17 protein-coding genes are annotated in these 16,061 nt (G+C 42.9%); 16 read left to right on the top strand and 1 reads right to left on the bottom strand.

The window, feature by feature from the left end; all coding sequences use genetic code 11:
* Positions 1-130: 130 nt before the first annotated feature.
* Entirely contained in the window at positions 131-718 is a 588-nt protein-coding gene (locus NDQ71_RS06295) for a DNA-3-methyladenine glycosylase I (protein WP_301562427.1), read from the bottom strand.
* Positions 719-856: 138 nt separating this feature from the next.
* On the opposite strand from NDQ71_RS06295, the gene NDQ71_RS06290 reads away from it, so the two are divergent.
* From NDQ71_RS06290 to fliR, 16 genes are all read left to right on the top strand, one after another.
* Positions 857-1,966: a PAS domain-containing sensor histidine kinase gene (locus tag NDQ71_RS06290; RefSeq protein WP_301562426.1), complete on the top strand. Its 1,110-nt coding sequence runs from the start codon at positions 857-859 to the stop codon at positions 1,964-1,966.
* Positions 1,963-3,420 (top strand): sigma-54 dependent transcriptional regulator, encoded by a 1,458-nt coding sequence (locus tag NDQ71_RS06285; RefSeq protein ID WP_301562425.1) that lies wholly within the window; start codon positions 1,963-1,965, stop codon positions 3,418-3,420. Before NDQ71_RS06290 ends, NDQ71_RS06285 begins: the two co-directional genes overlap by 4 nt.
* Before the next feature lie 177 nt (positions 3,421-3,597).
* A complete protein-coding gene (gene fliE / locus NDQ71_RS06280; protein ID WP_301562424.1) occupies positions 3,598-3,930 on the top strand; it encodes a flagellar hook-basal body complex protein FliE in 333 nt (110 codons plus the stop codon).
* Positions 3,931-3,950: 20 nt separating this feature from the next.
* Positions 3,951-5,666 (top strand): flagellar basal-body MS-ring/collar protein FliF, encoded by a 1,716-nt coding sequence (gene fliF / locus NDQ71_RS06275; RefSeq protein WP_301562423.1) that lies wholly within the window; start codon positions 3,951-3,953, stop codon positions 5,664-5,666.
* Positions 5,659-6,699 carry a flagellar motor switch protein FliG gene (gene fliG / locus NDQ71_RS06270; RefSeq protein ID WP_301562422.1) on the top strand — a complete coding sequence of 347 codons (1,041 nt, stop codon included), beginning with the start codon at positions 5,659-5,661 and terminating at the stop codon, positions 6,697-6,699. The genes fliF and fliG overlap by 8 nt, the downstream gene beginning before the upstream one ends.
* Before the next feature lie 3 nt (positions 6,700-6,702).
* Positions 6,703-7,521, top strand: coding sequence for a flagellar assembly protein FliH (gene fliH / locus NDQ71_RS06265; RefSeq protein ID WP_192540951.1), 819 nt, complete (start codon positions 6,703-6,705; stop codon positions 7,519-7,521).
* 18 nt (positions 7,522-7,539) lie between these two features.
* Positions 7,540-8,874, top strand: a complete 1,335-nt coding sequence (fliI, locus tag NDQ71_RS06260; RefSeq protein WP_064666535.1) for a flagellar protein export ATPase FliI — start codon at positions 7,540-7,542, stop codon at positions 8,872-8,874.
* The gene (fliJ, locus tag NDQ71_RS06255) at positions 8,874-9,320 is read left to right on the top strand and encodes a flagellar export protein FliJ (RefSeq protein ID WP_192540950.1); all 447 of its coding nucleotides are present in this window, start codon (positions 8,874-8,876) and stop codon (positions 9,318-9,320) included. The genes fliI and fliJ overlap by 1 nt, the downstream gene beginning before the upstream one ends.
* Positions 9,321-9,453: 133 nt before the next feature.
* Positions 9,454-11,700: a flagellar hook-length control protein FliK gene (locus tag NDQ71_RS06250; RefSeq protein WP_301562421.1), complete on the top strand. Its 2,247-nt coding sequence runs from the start codon at positions 9,454-9,456 to the stop codon at positions 11,698-11,700.
* Between the two features lie 93 nt (positions 11,701-11,793).
* On the top strand, positions 11,794-12,321 hold the full coding sequence (gene fliL, locus NDQ71_RS06245) for a flagellar basal body-associated protein FliL (RefSeq protein WP_192540948.1): 528 nt from the start codon (positions 11,794-11,796) through the stop codon (positions 12,319-12,321).
* Positions 12,322-12,330: 9 nt separating this feature from the next.
* Positions 12,331-13,419, top strand: a complete 1,089-nt coding sequence (gene fliM, locus NDQ71_RS06240) for a flagellar motor switch protein FliM (protein ID WP_192540947.1) — start codon at positions 12,331-12,333, stop codon at positions 13,417-13,419.
* Positions 13,420-13,441: 22 nt separating this feature from the next.
* Positions 13,442-13,840: a flagellar motor switch protein FliN gene (gene fliN, locus NDQ71_RS06235; protein ID WP_283710341.1), complete on the top strand. Its 399-nt coding sequence runs from the start codon at positions 13,442-13,444 to the stop codon at positions 13,838-13,840.
* On the top strand, positions 13,837-14,220 hold the full coding sequence (gene fliO / locus NDQ71_RS06230) for a flagellar biosynthetic protein FliO (RefSeq protein WP_301562420.1): 384 nt from the start codon (positions 13,837-13,839) through the stop codon (positions 14,218-14,220). Before fliN ends, fliO begins: the two co-directional genes overlap by 4 nt.
* Before the next feature lie 4 nt (positions 14,221-14,224).
* Positions 14,225-14,965, top strand: coding sequence for a flagellar type III secretion system pore protein FliP (gene fliP / locus NDQ71_RS06225; RefSeq protein WP_192540944.1), 741 nt, complete (start codon positions 14,225-14,227; stop codon positions 14,963-14,965).
* Positions 14,966-15,007: 42 nt separating this feature from the next.
* Positions 15,008-15,277 (top strand): flagellar biosynthesis protein FliQ, encoded by a 270-nt coding sequence (gene fliQ, locus NDQ71_RS06220; protein WP_064666543.1) that lies wholly within the window; start codon positions 15,008-15,010, stop codon positions 15,275-15,277.
* A 1-nt stretch (position 15,278) separates the two neighbouring features.
* The gene (gene fliR, locus NDQ71_RS06215) at positions 15,279-16,058 is read left to right on the top strand and encodes a flagellar biosynthetic protein FliR (protein ID WP_192540943.1); all 780 of its coding nucleotides are present in this window, start codon (positions 15,279-15,281) and stop codon (positions 16,056-16,058) included.
* Positions 16,059-16,061 lie beyond the last annotated feature (3 nt).

Here is a 16,061-nt window from a genome sequence, read left to right as displayed (position 1 = left end):
TATTATTTTCTTTCTTTGCCGACACTATTCCAGTGAATAAATTTTAATTGCGCGGGGTAAACCCGCGCCTACAAGATTAATTGCGCAAAGAGAATATTTTCTAGCACCTAGCACCTAGCACCTTTCACCCCTAATATTTCTCAATAATTTCTGCTTTACGAAAACAGTCATTACTATGGTCATTAACCATGCCACAGGCCTGCATATGAGCGTACACTGTGGTTGGCCCTAAAAATTTAAAGCCTCGTTTTTTTAAGTCTTTAGCAAACGCTGTGGATGCTTCTGTTATTGCAGGGTAGTCACTGAGCTTATCTAACTCATTCACTATAGGTTTACCACCTACAAACTGCCATTGATAGTTACTAAAGCTGCCAAACTCTTGTTGGATCTCAATAAAGCGTTTTGCGTTATTAATCGTAGCTGCAATTTTTAAGCGGTTGCGTACGATCCCTTCATCGAGCATTAATCGCTCAACATCTTGCTCGCTCATTTGCGCGACTTTTATGACATCAAAATTCAGAAACGCGCGTCGATAGCCTGCTCGTTTTTTCAAAATGGTGTACCAACTTAATCCAGCTTGTGCTGATTCAAGGGTAATGAATTCAAAGAGTGTTTGGTCGTCATAAACGGGTACTCCCCACTCATCGTCATGATAGGCGACATAGTCATCTTTGCTGGTATCCAGCCAAGGGCAACGACATAACTTTGCACAATTCATAGTAGGTCCTTTTGTAAATAAACCGTTCGTCATTTTTCTGTCGCGCTTAAAATACGCTAACCAAATGAAAACATTGATAATAATTGTTGGTACAATTTGTGCATTTAGCTAGTTAGATCCCGTAAACGAGAATGCATTATGGCTTTAGCTAATGTCTTAAAACCACAATTTATCACAGCTACTCAGTATAACCCATGCTTACTGCAAGAAGAGTATATTGGTGAATTAAGTGAATTACGCCAACAAGCGAGTTGGTTAAGCCACTTAGTTGATACCATGCCAGCAGGCGTTATTGTGCTTGATGGTCGCGGTATGATCGCAAAAGCTAATCAAATCGCTATTGATATGCTGGGCGAGCCACTTGAAGGTGAAAAGTGGTTTAGTGTGATCCAACGCTCGTTTCGCCCGCAACAAGATGATGGCCATGAAGTATCACTAAAAGATGGTCGTCTTATAAAGTTAGAAATAAATGCATTAACGCCCGAGCCCGGGCAATTGATCTTAATGACCGATTTGACTGAAACCCGCCGTTTGCAAACGCGAGTTGCGCACATGCAGCGTTTGAGCGCGCTTGGTAAGATGGTGGCATCGCTTGCGCATCAAGTTCGCACACCACTGTCTGCCGCTATGTTATACGCCGCAAACTTAGGTTCTAAACGTTTACCGGAAAGCTCGCGAGGGAATTTTCATACCAAACTGATGTCGCGCTTAAGAGATCTTGAAACCCAAGTAAACGATATGTTGTTATTTGCTAAAAGTGGCGACCAACAGGTAGTTGAACGTGTCTCGATGCAGCAGTTGTTAAGTGAAGTTAAAACTGGCGCCGATGCCATGATGACACTTAATAACAGTGAGCTTGAAGTGAGCTTACCGGAACCAGACATCGAAATTATGGGCAACAAAACAGCCCTTGCCAGTGCGATACAAAACCTCATTCATAATAGTATTCAAGTCATAGGATCACAGGCTCATGTTAAGCTAAGCGCGCAACGTGATGATGAGATTGAGTTGGTACGCATAATCGTCAGCGATAATGGCCCTGGTGTTGATTTAAGCCAAGCAGAGAAATTATTTGAACCGTTTTTTACTACTCGAAGCCAAGGCACAGGCTTGGGTTTAGCCGTGGTCAGTTCAGTGGCGAATGCACATCAAGGACGGGTTGAAGTAACTAATAATGCCGCAGGCGGAGCAAGTTTCAGCTTACTGTTGCCTATTTATGCAGAGTCTAAATCAGTGGAGGCACTATGAACAACACGATTTTAGTCGTCGAAGATGATGCAGGGCTACGTGAAGCCCTAATAGATACGTTAGAAATGTCAGGCATTGATTGTGTCGCAGCCGATAGCGCTGAGCAAGCGATGGTACTGCTGAAAAAAGAGTCGTTTTCATTGGTCGTCAGTGATGTCCAAATGGGCGCGATGAGTGGCCTTGATTTACTACGCAGCATTAATCTTAACTACCCTGATTTACCGGTTTTAATGATGACAGCGTATGCGACTATTGATGATGCGGTGGAGGCTATGCGGTTAGGCGCAATTGACTATATGGCGAAACCGTTTGCGCCCGAAGTGTTACTTAATATGGTCAGCCGCTATCTACCAGAGCCTGAAAAAGAAACCGATGGCCCAATTGTCGCAGACCCTAGTAGTATTCAGCTACTGGAACTTGCCAGTCGAGTTGCTAAATCAGACGCCAGTGTGATGGTGCTTGGCCCCAGTGGTTCAGGTAAGGAAGTACTCGCACGCTTTATTCATGATAAATCAGATCGCGCAGAGCAGCCATTCGTTGCTATTAACTGTGCTGCGATCCCTGAGAATATGCTTGAAGCTACCTTATTTGGCTATGAAAAAGGCGCGTTTACTGGTGCTATTCAAGCATGCCCAGGAAAATTTGAGCAAGCTCAAGGCGGCACCATTTTACTCGATGAAATCACTGAGATGGAGTTAGGGCTGCAAGCTAAGTTATTACGTGTCCTCCAAGAGCGCGAAGTGGAGCGTTTAGGCGGGCGTAAAACCATTAAACTCGATGTGCGAATTTTAGCAACCAGCAACCGTGACTTAAAAGAAGCAGTAGCTAAGCATCAATTTAGAGAAGATTTGTATTATCGTTTAAACGTATTTCCGTTAATGTGGCGACCTCTATGCCAACGTCCGGGCGATATTGTTGTACTAGCAAAGCATTTAATTGAACGTCATCTAAATAAAAGTAAAGAGCCAATAGCACAATTGAGTACGGCTGCTGAGCAAAAGTTGTTAGCCCACACTTGGCCTGGCAATGTACGCGAACTTGATAATGTGATCCAACGCGCATTGATATTACGCCATGGTGATGTGATTGATGAGCAAGCTATTTTTATTGAAAACTTAACTGAAGCGCCATTAACCACGGCTTTATCTGAAAATCTAACCGTGGTTAATTCAGCTACAACCAGTTCTCCGACCAACGATGCATATTATGACGTGCAAGCACCCACTATAAAAGCGAGCACAGAGCGCACCCCATTTGAAGGGGAACTGCCAAGTTTAGATTCCGGTAGTTATAAAGATGAGCTCAAAGACAAAGAGCACCGTATTATTTTAGAAACTCTTAATCGTTGCCAAGGAAAACGTAAAGATGTTGCTGAGACACTTGGCATTAGTCCGCGCACTTTACGCTATAAGTTGGCACAAATGCGCGATTTGGGAATTGCGTTACCTGCTTAAACCTCAATAACTCTGTTTTCCTTTGTTATTTAATTTACGCTCAGCCTTGCTGGGCGTAAACTTGTCAAAACTCTGACAACCAAAATTCAATTCAAATTATTGATATTTAATGATTTATTAATTGGCACGGTTTGTGCTTTATTAAGTTATTAGTAAACTGCATCGTCAGAGACAATTATGAAAATTCAAAACAGCGCATTATTTCAAGAAATGCAATCTATGGCTCTCGAAGCTGGCCGTAGTAATCAAGCCAATAACTTACCAACGCAGGCTCAGCCAACTTCAAGCGCCCAATTTGGTGATTTACTCAGTGATGCACTCAATACTGTCAATGACCTTCAAGCAAATGCGAAACAAAAAGTAACAGCGGTAGAAATGGGTGACCGCAATGTATCACTAGCTGATGCGATGATCGCATCACAAAAATCGTCTGTGGCCTTTGAAGCAACTGTGCAAGTTCGTAACAAACTTGTAGAAGCCTATAAAGAAATCATGAACATGCCTGTTTAACTAGGTAGTGGAGAATTATTGTGGCGCAATCTAATCAATCAACCGATCTTGCTTTGGCCGGCGGCGGTATCGACCAAACTGATAACGACGATCAACAAGAACAAAAGTCAGGCTATTTAAGTGCATTAAACGGCGTTGATGTATTGCGTCAAGTCACTTTGGTCATTGCGTTAGCTATTTGTTTAGCGATTGCAATCTTCGTGATTATTTGGGCGCGTCAGCCTGATATGCGGCCACTTGGCAAAATGCCAACGGAAGAGCTTATTCAAACGCTCGACTTTTTAGATGCACAAAAGATAGATTATCAACTTGATGGTAATGTGGTATCTGTTGCTGAGAGCGAATATCAAAACATTAAATTGCTAATGACCCGTGAGGGTATTGAGCAAGCACCGAGCTCTGGCACAGATATAATTATGCAAGATATGGGTTTTGGTGTTAGCCAGCGTTTGGAGCGTGAACGGCTAAAACATGGTCGTGAGCAACAACTTGCTCGTACTATCGAAGAATTACAAAATGTCACGCGTGCCAAAGTATTGCTCGCAATTCCAAAAGAAAATGTATTTGCTCGTCGCGAGAAGAAGCCATCAGCAACGGTGGTGTTAACCTTAAAGCGTGGCCGTACACTTGATAGTGAAGAAGTGGACGCGATAGTTGATATCATCGGCTCTGCAGTGCAAGGTTTAGAGCCTGCACGCGTGACGGTCACCGATCAAAATGGCCGCCTGCTAAACTCAGGTTCACAAAGTTCATTGGCCTCACGCTCACGTAAAGAGTACGAAGTTGAACGTAAGCGTGAACAAGAATACTTAGAGAAAATAGACAGTATCCTCATTCCTGTACTTGGCTTGGGTAATTACACTGCACAAGTTGATTTAAGTATGGACTTTAGTGCAATTGAAGAAACACAAAAACGTTTCAACCCTGATTTACCGGCGGTACGCAGCGAGACCACCTTTGAAGAAAACAACATCGGCGGTTTAGCTATCGGTATTCCTGGCGCGTTAACTAATCAACCCCCAGTTAATTCTGATATACCTGAAGTGGCAGGGCAAGATGGTGCTGGCACAGCGTCATCACCGAGTCGAAGCCACAAAGAAGCAACGCGAAATTATGAACTTGATACCACTATTTCGCATAAGCGTCAGCAAAGTGGTGTGATCCGTCGTATTAGTGTGTCGGTGGCGGTAGATTATCTGGCAACAGTAGGTGAAAATGGTGAAACCACCATGGCACCGCGTTCTGTGGAAGCCTTGTCAAATATTCGGCGTTTACTACAAGGCGGTGTGGGCTTTGACTTACAACGTGGTGATGCCTTAGAAGTTGTGACAGTGCCGTTTGTACGTGAACCCATGGACTTAGCAATTGAAGTGCCGTTTTGGGAACAAAGCTGGTTTATGAAAGTAGTGCGTTTAGTACTTGGTGCGCTGGTTATCATAGTGTTGATTATGGCGGTGGTTAAGCCTATGCTGAAACGCCTAATTTACCCTGATGACACCCTTGAAGAATATGATGATGATGCTCTGAGCTCAGGTGTTGATATTGGTGATAACACTTTAGATATGCTAAATAAAGATTTTGATTCTGCTTCGGTTGGCTTCTCAAGTGATGGTACACTACAGTTACCAGACCTACACGGCGATGAAGACTTATTAAAAGCAGTTCGCGCCTTGGTTGCGAATGAACCGGAACTCTCCTCACAAGTTGTGAAAGCGTGGTTAACTGAAGATGACTGATCAAGAACAAAAACAACTGCCAGCAGCGTTTGATGTTGATAAATTAGACGGTGTAGATAAAGCCGCAATCTTACTGCTTAGCTTATCAGAAGAAGATGCAGCGCAAATACTCAAGCACCTTGAACCTAAACAGGTGCAAAAAGTGGGTATGGCAATGGCGGCGATAGATGATCTATCGCAAGCCAAAATAAGTGCTGTACATAACTTGTTTATAGAACAAATACAAAGCTTTAGTACGATAGGTTTCCAATCGGAAGACTTTATCAAAAAAGCCTTAACCGCAGCACTTGGTGAAGATAAAGCAGCGAGTTTAATTGACCAAATTGTAATGGGCTCCGGGGCCAAAGGCCTTGATTCACTAAAATGGATGGATTCAAAACAAGTTGCCAATATTATTCGCAACGAGCATCCACAAATCCAAACTATTGTTTTATCGTACTTAGAGCCGGAGCAATCTGCCGAAATTTTGGCGCAATTCCCTGAAAAAGTGCGCTTAGATTTAACCATGCGAATTGCTAACCTTGAAGAAGTGCAACCAGCAGCCTTGCAAGAGTTGAATGAGATCATGGAAAAACAATTTGCCGGACAAGCAGGCGCGCAAGCTGCGAAAATGGGTGGCTTAAAAGCCGCTGCAGATATTATGAACTACCTTGATACCAATATTGAAGGGCAGTTAATGGATTCAATTCGTGAACATGACGAGGAAATGTCGCAACAAATTCAAGATCTAATGTTTGTATTTGAAAACTTAATGGATGTAGATGATCGTGGTATTCAAGCTATCTTGCGCGAAGTACAGCAAGATGTGTTGATGAAAGCAATCAAAGGCACTGACGATGCATTAAAAGAAAAAATTCTCAGCAATATGTCAAAACGTGCCGCCGAATTATTGGCGGACGATCTTGAAGCGATGGCACCGGTGCGAATTAGTGAAGTAGAAGCTGCGCAAAAAGAAATTTTATCGACAGCGCGTCGGTTAGCGGATTCAGGTGAAATTATGCTTGGCGGTGGTGGTGGTGAGGAGTTCTTGTAAACCATGACAAAACCTACTCAATACCAAGGCCGTCCTCTACATGCCAGTGAAGCGGTCGATGAGTTATTAGAAAATTGGCCAATTCCAGATGTGACGCAAGACGCGCGAAAATTTGCTGGTCGCTCAACCGCGTTTGGCACGCCGCTGGCGGATTTATATCGTAAAGAGCTTGAACAAAACGCAGCAGATGTGGAGCCTGAAGAGCCAGAACTGCCATCGCTTACAATGGCTGAGTTGGAGCGCATTCGTCAAGATGCGTATGAAGAAGGTTTAAAACAAGGCCATGAACAAGGTTACATTGATGGCTTTGAAAAAGGCGTAGGCGAAGGCAAAGAAGCAGGCTACAAAGAAGGTGTTGAGCTTGGTAAAACACAAGGCCATGAAGATGTAAAACCGCTTATAGAAGAGCAGCTAACAAGTTTAAAAAGCTTATTAGATAGCTTGTCAGCACCACTTGCAAAAGTGGATGACGATGCTGAAAAACAGCTGGTTCAGTTAACCGTTATGTTAACGGAAGCACTTGTTTATCAAGAGATAAAAACGTCTCCAGAGATTGTTTTACAAAGCTTAAAGCAATGTATTGATGTATTAGCTAATGAGCAACAAGGTGTGCGCATCCATTTGCACCCTGATGATATTGAGCTGGTAAAAAGCAGTTACGGTGAAGCGGCTTTGGCTGATAATCACTGGCAATTGGTACCAGAGCCTACGTTAGAGCGGGGCGGTTGCCAAGTTAAAACCCCACAATCATCCATTGATATGACCATCAAAACCCGCGTCAAAGAAACATTGGATAGCTTTTTGCATAGTAGTGGTATCTAACGCTATTTTTGGTTTGCAATGAGCTCTCAACCTCGTCCGTTAAGTGAACGTTTACAACAATATCAACAGCATATTCATCGGCCTACCCCCGCAGTTGCTGGAATTTTAACCCGTGTTGTAGGGTTAACTTTAGAAGCGAAAGGGTTACGGGCACCTGTGGGTAGTCAATGCAAAATTGAGACGATGCACGGTTTTGTTGATGCTGAAATTGTTGGCTTTAACGATCAAACATTGTATTTAATGCCCAACGATCATATTTCAGGTGTGCTGCCAGGTGCACGGGTGATCCCACAAGTAAACGACACAGGGTTACCGGTCGGCATGAGTTTACTTGGCCGTGTTGTTGATGGGCTTGGGCGTCCATTGGATGGCCTAGGCGCAATCAAGGCTGAGCATTATTTAAAATTTGCGCAAAATACCATTAACCCGTTATCACGACGACCGATCACCCAACCAATGGATGTTGGCGTACGCGCGATTAATTCCGTGATCACTGTTGGTCAAGGCCAGCGCATGGGGTTATTCGCAGGCTCCGGTGTGGGTAAATCAGTATTACTGGGTATGATGACACGCGGCTCAGAAGCGGATGTTATCGTGGTTGGCCTTGTCGGTGAACGTGGCCGCGAAGTAAAAGAATTCATTGAAGAAATACTCGGAGTAGAAGGGCGCAAACGTTCAGTGGTGGTGGCGGCTCCTGCCGATGCTTCCCCTTTGATGCGTTTAAAAGGTTGTGAAAGTGCCGTGACTATAGCTGAATATTTTCGGGATCAAGGTTTAAATGTTCTATTGTTACTGGATTCGGTAACGCGTTATGCCATGGCGCAACGTGAAATAGCACTTGCTGTAGGTGAGCCCCCAGCAACAAAAGGCTACCCACCGTCAGTATTTGCAAAACTCCCAGCGCTGGTGGAGCGGGCGGGCAATGGTGGTGAAGGGCAAGGCTCGATTACCGCATTTTTTACGGTACTCAGTGAAGGTGATGATATGCAAGACCCTATAGCTGACGCTGCGCGAGCAATTTTAGATGGCCATATCGTGTTATCACGTGAGCTTGCTGATAGTGGCCATTACCCAGCGATAGATATTGAAAAATCAATTTCTCGGGTTATGCCGCAAGTTGTTTCTGAGCCTCATATGCAGCAAGCACGCGTGTTAAAACAAGTGTACTCAATGTTCCAGCAAAATAAAGATATGATCACCTTAGGGGCTTATCAAAAAGGCACCGATCAAATGTTGGATCAAGCAATCAATATGATGCCAAGAGTGAATGCCTTTTTACAACAAGGCATGAAAGAGGTGATCAGTTATGACGATGGCTTGCAAGGGCTTGCGCAATTATTAGGACAAGCATAATGGCGAATAATAAGCTCGATTTATTGCTAAAAATAGAAAACGATAAAGAAGAGTCGTTACGGATGAATTTTTTGCAAGCGCAGCAAAACTTGCAAGTTAATCAACAAAAGCTGCAGGGATTGAATAACTTTAGGCTGGAGTATACTCAGCAATTACATCTGAAGGGGCAATCTGGGTTAAGTAGTGCAGGGTTTAGCCAGTATCATGCGTTTATTGCCAAAATAGAAGAAGCCATTCGCCAGCAAGCGAATACCGTAAGTACTGCGAAGCAAGTTGTTTCGCAACGGCAAAGTTTATGGCTAAAACAACAAATTAAAGCCAAAGCGGTTGCTAAGTTAATAGAAAAACAACAACTGAAAGCAAATGTGCTTGCGCAAAAGAATGAACAAAAAATGTTGGATGAATTCTCAGCAAATCAATTTTACCAAAGACACCGCAGTTTATAATTCATTGCGCTAAGTTGGATTATTTATTTATTTATTCTAATCAGCTTAGGCATATTACTTGCTTATTTAATACATGAAGTATTTATTTTGGCAAACTGCGGCGGCAAATTGCCACTTTTAATCTAGGTGAATTATGGCTATTAGTGAGCTTTCAGTGTTTATCTCAACTGATAAGGATGTTCAGTTAAACAAAAAAGACAGTACCAAAGGCAGTGCAGCAACAGATAATGAAAGCACTCAAGGTGGTGACTTTTTTACTCAACTACAAACTGCGCATAATAGTGTTGAACCCCTTGTTAAAGAGCCTAATAGCAGTAAGCTTAGCGAGTTAGTTGTAGTTCAAGACAAAGCAGAAAGCACTGAAAAAACAGCAATCGACAACGACGCTGAAAGTGATTCTACGATTTCTGGTGATGATATGCTCGCCCAGATCACTGCGGCAAATAATATGGATACCAGCGTAAATAGTACTTCAGCTACAAACTCTACACTCACTACCCAATTTGGTAGTTATCAAGAAGAAGCAATTGATCCTGATACACTGATTGAGTTAAAAACACCGCGCCCTATTGACAAAGTAACCCCTATTATTGACACCCCACTAGAGGCTGATGAGCCTGTTGATAAGCAACTAAAAGCGACGCTGCTAACAGAAAAAACCGTTGTTGCAGAAGCCATTGATAAACAGTTGCAACTCAAGGGGAATACTGCTGGTGGAGACGCTGTCACACCTATCATCGATGACGTGCAATCAGTCAAAGACAAACAGTCAGCTAAAGACGAACAATTGGCAAAAGATATGCCGCTGAATAAAGTACTGGCTCAGCAATCTCCTGTATTATCAGGCTCTGCATTAGTTAAAGAGGTTGTTGCAGACAGCGATGGTGAAAAAATAAAGCCAAGTGCTTATGCATCACAAGCAGCAGAGCAGAGCAGTTCGATTAAGGGGGATGCAAGCGCATCGCTAACAGAGGCTGCTGCGGCTATAAAAACCGCTTTAATGGCGGGTGAGGCAAGCAATACAAAACCGGTTAATACTGCGCCATCAGCACACGCTGCTGCACAACACATTGAAAATCCCACAAAACCTAATGATGCAGCGTTAGATCAGAGCACCAAGTTATTGCTGAGTGAACAACCGGCAGGACAAAAAAATGCAGATCCATTATTAGTTAACTTAACACCAGAGCAACGGCAACAGTTGCAAACACAAGTAAATGCTATCCGTGAGCAAGGTGCCACAACGGCTAACGTAACTGATTTAAAACAAATACTGGCTGAATTTGTAGAGCTTAATAGTAAAGAAGTTGCAAAACCTAGCACGGCCGTTGCGACTATGAACACGGCAGAGCTAACTCAACTAAGTAAAGACATTTCGCTGTTAAGTCCTGTGCAAAAACAGGCATTAAGCCAGCAATTACAAAATTTTGTCAGCACTGAGCAGCCCAAAGGGGCTTTATTAACTCAGATCAATACAGCTATTGCTGCATTAGCCCAGCCACAGAGTACTGAAAAACTGATTGAATCAAAAGCTCAATTGACCGTTCAGTCAATGACAGATAATTTAGCAAGCACCGCGACTACCTCGAGTCGTAACACTACTTCAGATACAAATAATAAAGTATCTATGGCACAAGATACATTTATAAAGGCCGCGAGCAAAGAGCAAGAAGTGAAGCTGGCAGTGCAAGATAATGTTCTAAAAAGCGATCAATTTGCTGAAAATATTAAAACAGAGCAAAGCCAAGTTCGAGATAACTCTTTGACTCGTGTTAATCAGTTGTTTGGACAAATTACAGGGCTGGCAACGGCACTTACAGCAACGGCGGTTTCTGAAGGTAGTGAGCAAAGTTATCAACAAGCACTGGCTGATATGCAAGTAATGCACGCTCAACAAGCGAGTCCTACATCAGCAACCAAACAAGTAAACCTTGACCCTACGGTATTGCAAGCGTTGAATATTGTGAAAAGTGACGCGGCTAAGTTATTACAAGAACGAGTGAGCGCTTTATTAAGTATCAACAATAAAGAAGCTGAAATACGTCTAGACCCACCAGAAATGGGCAGTATGCAAATTCGTATTCGTAGTGATGCCGAGCAAGCACACATTAATTTTGTTGTGCAAAATCAACAAGCCAAAGAAGCGCTTGAGCAATCATTACCTCGATTACGTGAATTACTAGCACAACAAGGCATTGAGTTAGGGGAAAGTAGCATTCAGCAAGGTAATAGCCAAGCAGAACACGGTGCCGATGGACAGCAAAATGGCCAAGGTCAATCGGCAAATCAGCAACAAAATGAACAGCAGGATAGCGTAACTCAGCAATCTTCAGCTGCAACTGGGCAACAATCTTCATCATCAATAGATTACTATGCCTAACACCTGCTATTATAAGACTATAAAAATAAATAACTTGATGGTGTGAAGTGACACTCGTAATATCACTGTTATCAAGGCGTAAAGGAAATTGGCATGGCTGAAGAAGCAAATTTAGAAATTGAAAACGGTAGCAAAAATAAAAAGAAGTGGATCATCATTATTGCAGCGGCCGTTTTAGTAATAGGTGGTGCAGCCTGGTTTTTCTTGATGTCAGGCTCTGATGCTGCACCAGAAACACTTGCCGATGAATCAGTTACGGCATCAGAGCCCGCTGCTGCCAGTGGTGATGGTGCAAAAGTCGGCAGTGCTTTGTATGTCGCTATGCCGCGACCATTTATTTTTAATGTCCCTGGCGCCAGTCGTGATCGTATCGTGCAAATTAAAGTGCAATTGTTGGTACGTGGTGATGTCAATGAAGAAATTGCCAAAAAGCATATTCCACTGATTGAAGGCACTTTACTTGGCGTATTTTCAACCACGACAGCCGATGAACTTGGCACCAGTGAAGGAAAAGAAACACTACGAGTGGCAGCGCTTGATAAAGTACAAACTGCGCTAACTGACGTAGAAGGTAGTAAAGTAATCGAGCGGGTGTTGTTTACCGGCTTTGTGATGCAATAAGGGGTCAGCGTGAGCGATTTATTATCCCAAGATGAAATCGATGCTCTCTTACATGGCGTTGATGAAGTCGAAGAGGAGGATTTACAAGACGGTGATGATGGCGGTAGTACGCTGCAATACGATTTTTCTTCACAAGATCGTATTGTTCGTGGTCGCATGCCGACTTTGGAAATTGTCAACGAACGCTTTGCAAGGCACATGCGCATCAGTTTGTTCAATATGATGCGTCGTACTGCTGAAGTTTCTATCAATGGCGTCCAAATGATAAAGTTTGGTGAATACATCCATACTTTATTTGTTCCTACTAGCCTTAATATGGTGCGTTTTCGCCCGCTCAAAGGCACGGGCTTAATCACTATGGAAGCACGTTTAGTGTTTATTTTGGTTGATAACTTTTTCGGTGGCGATGGTCGCTATCATGCCAAAATAGAAGGCCGTGAATTTACGCCTACCGAACGACGTATCGTGCAAATGCTACTGAAAATAATTTTTGAAGATTACAAAGAAGCATGGGCGCCGGTGATGGACGTGTCTTTTGAATACCTTGATTCAGAAGTAAACCCTGCGATGGCAAACATTGTTAGTCCAACCGAAGTGGTCGTGATCAGCTCATTCCATATCGAACTTGACGGCGGCGGCGGTGATTTTCATATTGCCTTGCCTTATTCAATGCTTGAGCCTATTCGTGAATTGCTCGATGCGGGTGTGCAATCAGATACCGAAGATACTGATTTACGCTGGAGTAAAGCACTGCGAGATGAAATCATGGATGTGGAAGTTGAAATATCAACACAGCTACTTGAAGTTGATTTAAGCTTAGCGCAAATCATGGAATTAAAAGCGGGGGATATTATCCCTGTCGAAATGCCAGAGCATATCACGGTATTTGTTGAAGAGTTACCCACATTCAGAGCCAAAATGGGTCGCTCTCGCGATAATGTTGCACTGCAAATCAGTGAAAAAATTAAACGTCCTGAATCGGTTAAATCAGAACTGCATGTCTTTACCAAAGGCGGCAAAAAATTTGATTCAGATGCGGAATTAGCAGAACTAGAAGATGATTTACACCTCTCGGAAGGTGTTGATTTAGACTGGTAAGAGAATAAAAAGGTTTAATAGTATGAGTGATGACCAAGATACAATGGACGAATGGGCTGCAGCATTGGCCGAAGCTGAAGGGACGGAGAATTCTGATGGCGCCAAAGTAACTGAGCTTGACGAGTTAAGTGACACTAGACATGAAATGAGTGGCGAAGAAAAACGCAAACTCGATACAATTTTAGATATCCCAGTTACGATTTCCATGGAAGTCGGACGTTCAAAAATTAATATTCGTAACTTACTGCAACTGAATCAAGGCTCGGTGGTTGAGCTTGACCGCGTAGCAGGAGAACCATTGGATGTACTAGTCAATGGTACCCTGATAGCGCATGGCGAAGTTGTTGTAGTTAATGATAAATTTGGTATCCGCCTGACTGACGTGATCAGCCAAGTTGAACGGATCAAAAAATTGCGATGAACAGTTGGCTATTTTTATCGACCGCAGCCAGTGCTGCGCTCCCCACAGGCTCACCGATGGGCGATTTATTGTCAATGGCGATGTCTTTAATCATGGTGCTAGTGCTGATTGTTGTACTGGCATTTTTGGTTAAAAAGCTAAACCCTAATTTAGTGAATACGGATGAGTTTAAAGTGGTACGTAGTTTACCGCTAAGTGCACGTGAACGTTTAATGGTGATCGAAATTGATAACTGTCAGCACTTAATTGGTGTGACGCCACACAGTATTAACTACCTCCATAAATTAGAAACCCCGTTGAGCGAAAAAGAGTTACCAGCCCTTGCCGAGCGTTTTGGTAAACTCTTAAACCCACAAACTAACCACACTAAAAAGAACTAATAATATGATTAAGTGGCTGCTACTATTTTTTGCACTGATTTTCATCCCGTCAGTTAACGCTGAAGGGATTGAAGCATTGAATATTACTACCAATCCCGATGGCTCTCAAGATTACTCGGTAACGCTGCAAGTACTCGCCATTATGACCGCGCTGAGTTTTATTCCAGCGGCGGTGATCATGATGACCTCATTTACCCGTATCATTGTAGTGTTGGCAATTTTACGCCAAGCCATTGGTTTACAACAAACGCCATCAAATCAAATACTATTAGGTATGTCATTATTTTTAAGTATTTTTATTATGGCGCCGGTGTACCAAAAAGTGAATGAGCAGGCGATTGAACCGTACTTGAATGAACAGGTCACATCGATTCAAGCCCTAGAGCTTGCCAAAGAGCCAATGAAGGCATTTATGCTTTCACAAGTGCGTATTAAAGACTTAGAAACGTTCGCTAAAATTGCAGGCTATGATCAACTAGATTCTCCTGAAGCGACACCATTGATCGTACTTATACCTGCGTTTGTGACCAGTGAGCTACAAACCGCGTTTATTATCGGCTTTATGTTTTTTATTCCATTTTTGATCGTTGATTTAGTGGTTGCTTCAGTATTAATGGCAATGGGTATGATGATGTTATCGCCGATGATAGTGTCATTACCATTTAAAATTATGTTGTTTGTACTGGTTGATGGTTGGAGTTTAGTCATGGGGACTCTAGCGAAAAGCTTTGGTTTGGGTACCTAATATGGCAATACAACACTGTGTAAAGCACGGCTAGGAGCGAGCATGGAACCGGAAATTTTTGTTGATATACTCAGCGATGCCTTATTTTTAGTTATTAAGTTAGTCTCCGCGATTGTCGTACCTGGTCTGTTGGTCGGTTTAGTGGTGGCGGTGTTTCAGGCCGCAACCTCAATTAATGAACAAACGCTCAGTTTTTTACCACGCTTATTAATTACTATCAGCGCGCTGATTATCGGTGGCCATTGGTTAACCCAAGAGTTGATGGACTTTTTTACGCGGCTAATTATCCTCATTCCAGAGATTGCAGGCTAGTATGGAGTTCCCTTTTTCAGTCATTATCCAGTGGCTGAGTGATTTTTTACTGCCGTTAGTACGTATTAGCGCAATGATCATGGTGATGGCAGGCCTTGGCGCTAAAACTGTACCGACACGGATAAAAATGGGGCTTGCCGTAGTCACTACTTTTTTAGTGGTGCCTGTGTTACCACCTGTCACGTTTAATAACTTATTCTCCTTTGAAATGATTTTAGTGGTCATTCAACAACTGCTTATTGGTGTCGCAATTGGTTTTGCTTCATTGTTAATGTTAAATACTTTTGTATTGGCTGGACAAATTTTGGCGATGCAAACTGGTTTAGGTTTTGCCTCCATTGTTGATCCCTCTAATGGTATGAGCGTACCTGCTGTGGGGCAGTTTTATTTGATTTTAGCAACCCTGTTATTCTTTGTATTTAATGGCCATTTAATGATGATCCAAATGGTGGTGCACAGTTTTGACGTTTTGCCGATTGATGGTAATTGGTGGGCGGTTGATCATTATTGGGACATAGTGACGTGGGGCGGCTGGATGTTTACTACGGCACTGGTGTTATCACTGGCACCATTAACAGCTATGTTAGTGATCAACATGTCGTTTGGTGTGATGACTCGCGCAGCACCGCAGCTAAATATTTTTTCTATTGGTTTTCCGTTTACTCTAGTGGCAGGGCTGGTAATTATTTGGGCAACATTAGGCAACTTTATAACTCAATTTGAATTCCAATGGCTAAAGATGGTTGAGTTAATGTGTACTTTAGTTGGTTGTTCCCCTTAGGAG

This window comes from Pseudoalteromonas sp. KG3, assembly GCF_030436385.1.
GTDB classification, from domain to species: Bacteria; Pseudomonadota; Gammaproteobacteria; order Enterobacterales; family Alteromonadaceae; genus Pseudoalteromonas; species Pseudoalteromonas prydzensis.
The sequence above is the reverse complement of the archived record's forward strand: the minus strand, read 5'-3'. Positions and strand labels throughout refer to the sequence as shown.

Coding starts and splice junctions, on each gene's coding strand:
- NDQ71_RS06295 (WP_301562427.1), bottom strand. CDS start 718: ATGAATTGTGCAAAGTTATGTCGTTGCCCTTGGCTGGATACCAGCAAA.
- fliQ (WP_064666543.1), top strand. CDS start 15,008: ATGGAACCGGAAATTTTTGTTGATATACTCAGCGATGCCTTATTTTTA.
- fliO (WP_301562420.1), top strand. CDS start 13,837: ATGAACAGTTGGCTATTTTTATCGACCGCAGCCAGTGCTGCGCTCCCC.
- fliN (WP_283710341.1), top strand. CDS start 13,442: ATGAGTGATGACCAAGATACAATGGACGAATGGGCTGCAGCATTGGCC.
- NDQ71_RS06290 (WP_301562426.1), top strand. CDS start 857: ATGGCTTTAGCTAATGTCTTAAAACCACAATTTATCACAGCTACTCAG.
- NDQ71_RS06285 (WP_301562425.1), top strand. CDS start 1,963: ATGAACAACACGATTTTAGTCGTCGAAGATGATGCAGGGCTACGTGAA.
- fliJ (WP_192540950.1), top strand. CDS start 8,874: ATGGCGAATAATAAGCTCGATTTATTGCTAAAAATAGAAAACGATAAA.
- fliL (WP_192540948.1), top strand. CDS start 11,794: ATGGCTGAAGAAGCAAATTTAGAAATTGAAAACGGTAGCAAAAATAAA.
- fliR (WP_192540943.1), top strand. CDS start 15,279: ATGGAGTTCCCTTTTTCAGTCATTATCCAGTGGCTGAGTGATTTTTTA.
- fliI (WP_064666535.1), top strand. CDS start 7,540: ATGAGCTCTCAACCTCGTCCGTTAAGTGAACGTTTACAACAATATCAA.
- NDQ71_RS06250 (WP_301562421.1), top strand. CDS start 9,454: ATGGCTATTAGTGAGCTTTCAGTGTTTATCTCAACTGATAAGGATGTT.
- fliP (WP_192540944.1), top strand. CDS start 14,225: ATGATTAAGTGGCTGCTACTATTTTTTGCACTGATTTTCATCCCGTCA.
- fliE (WP_301562424.1), top strand. CDS start 3,598: ATGAAAATTCAAAACAGCGCATTATTTCAAGAAATGCAATCTATGGCT.
- fliH (WP_192540951.1), top strand. CDS start 6,703: ATGACAAAACCTACTCAATACCAAGGCCGTCCTCTACATGCCAGTGAA.
- fliG (WP_301562422.1), top strand. CDS start 5,659: ATGACTGATCAAGAACAAAAACAACTGCCAGCAGCGTTTGATGTTGAT.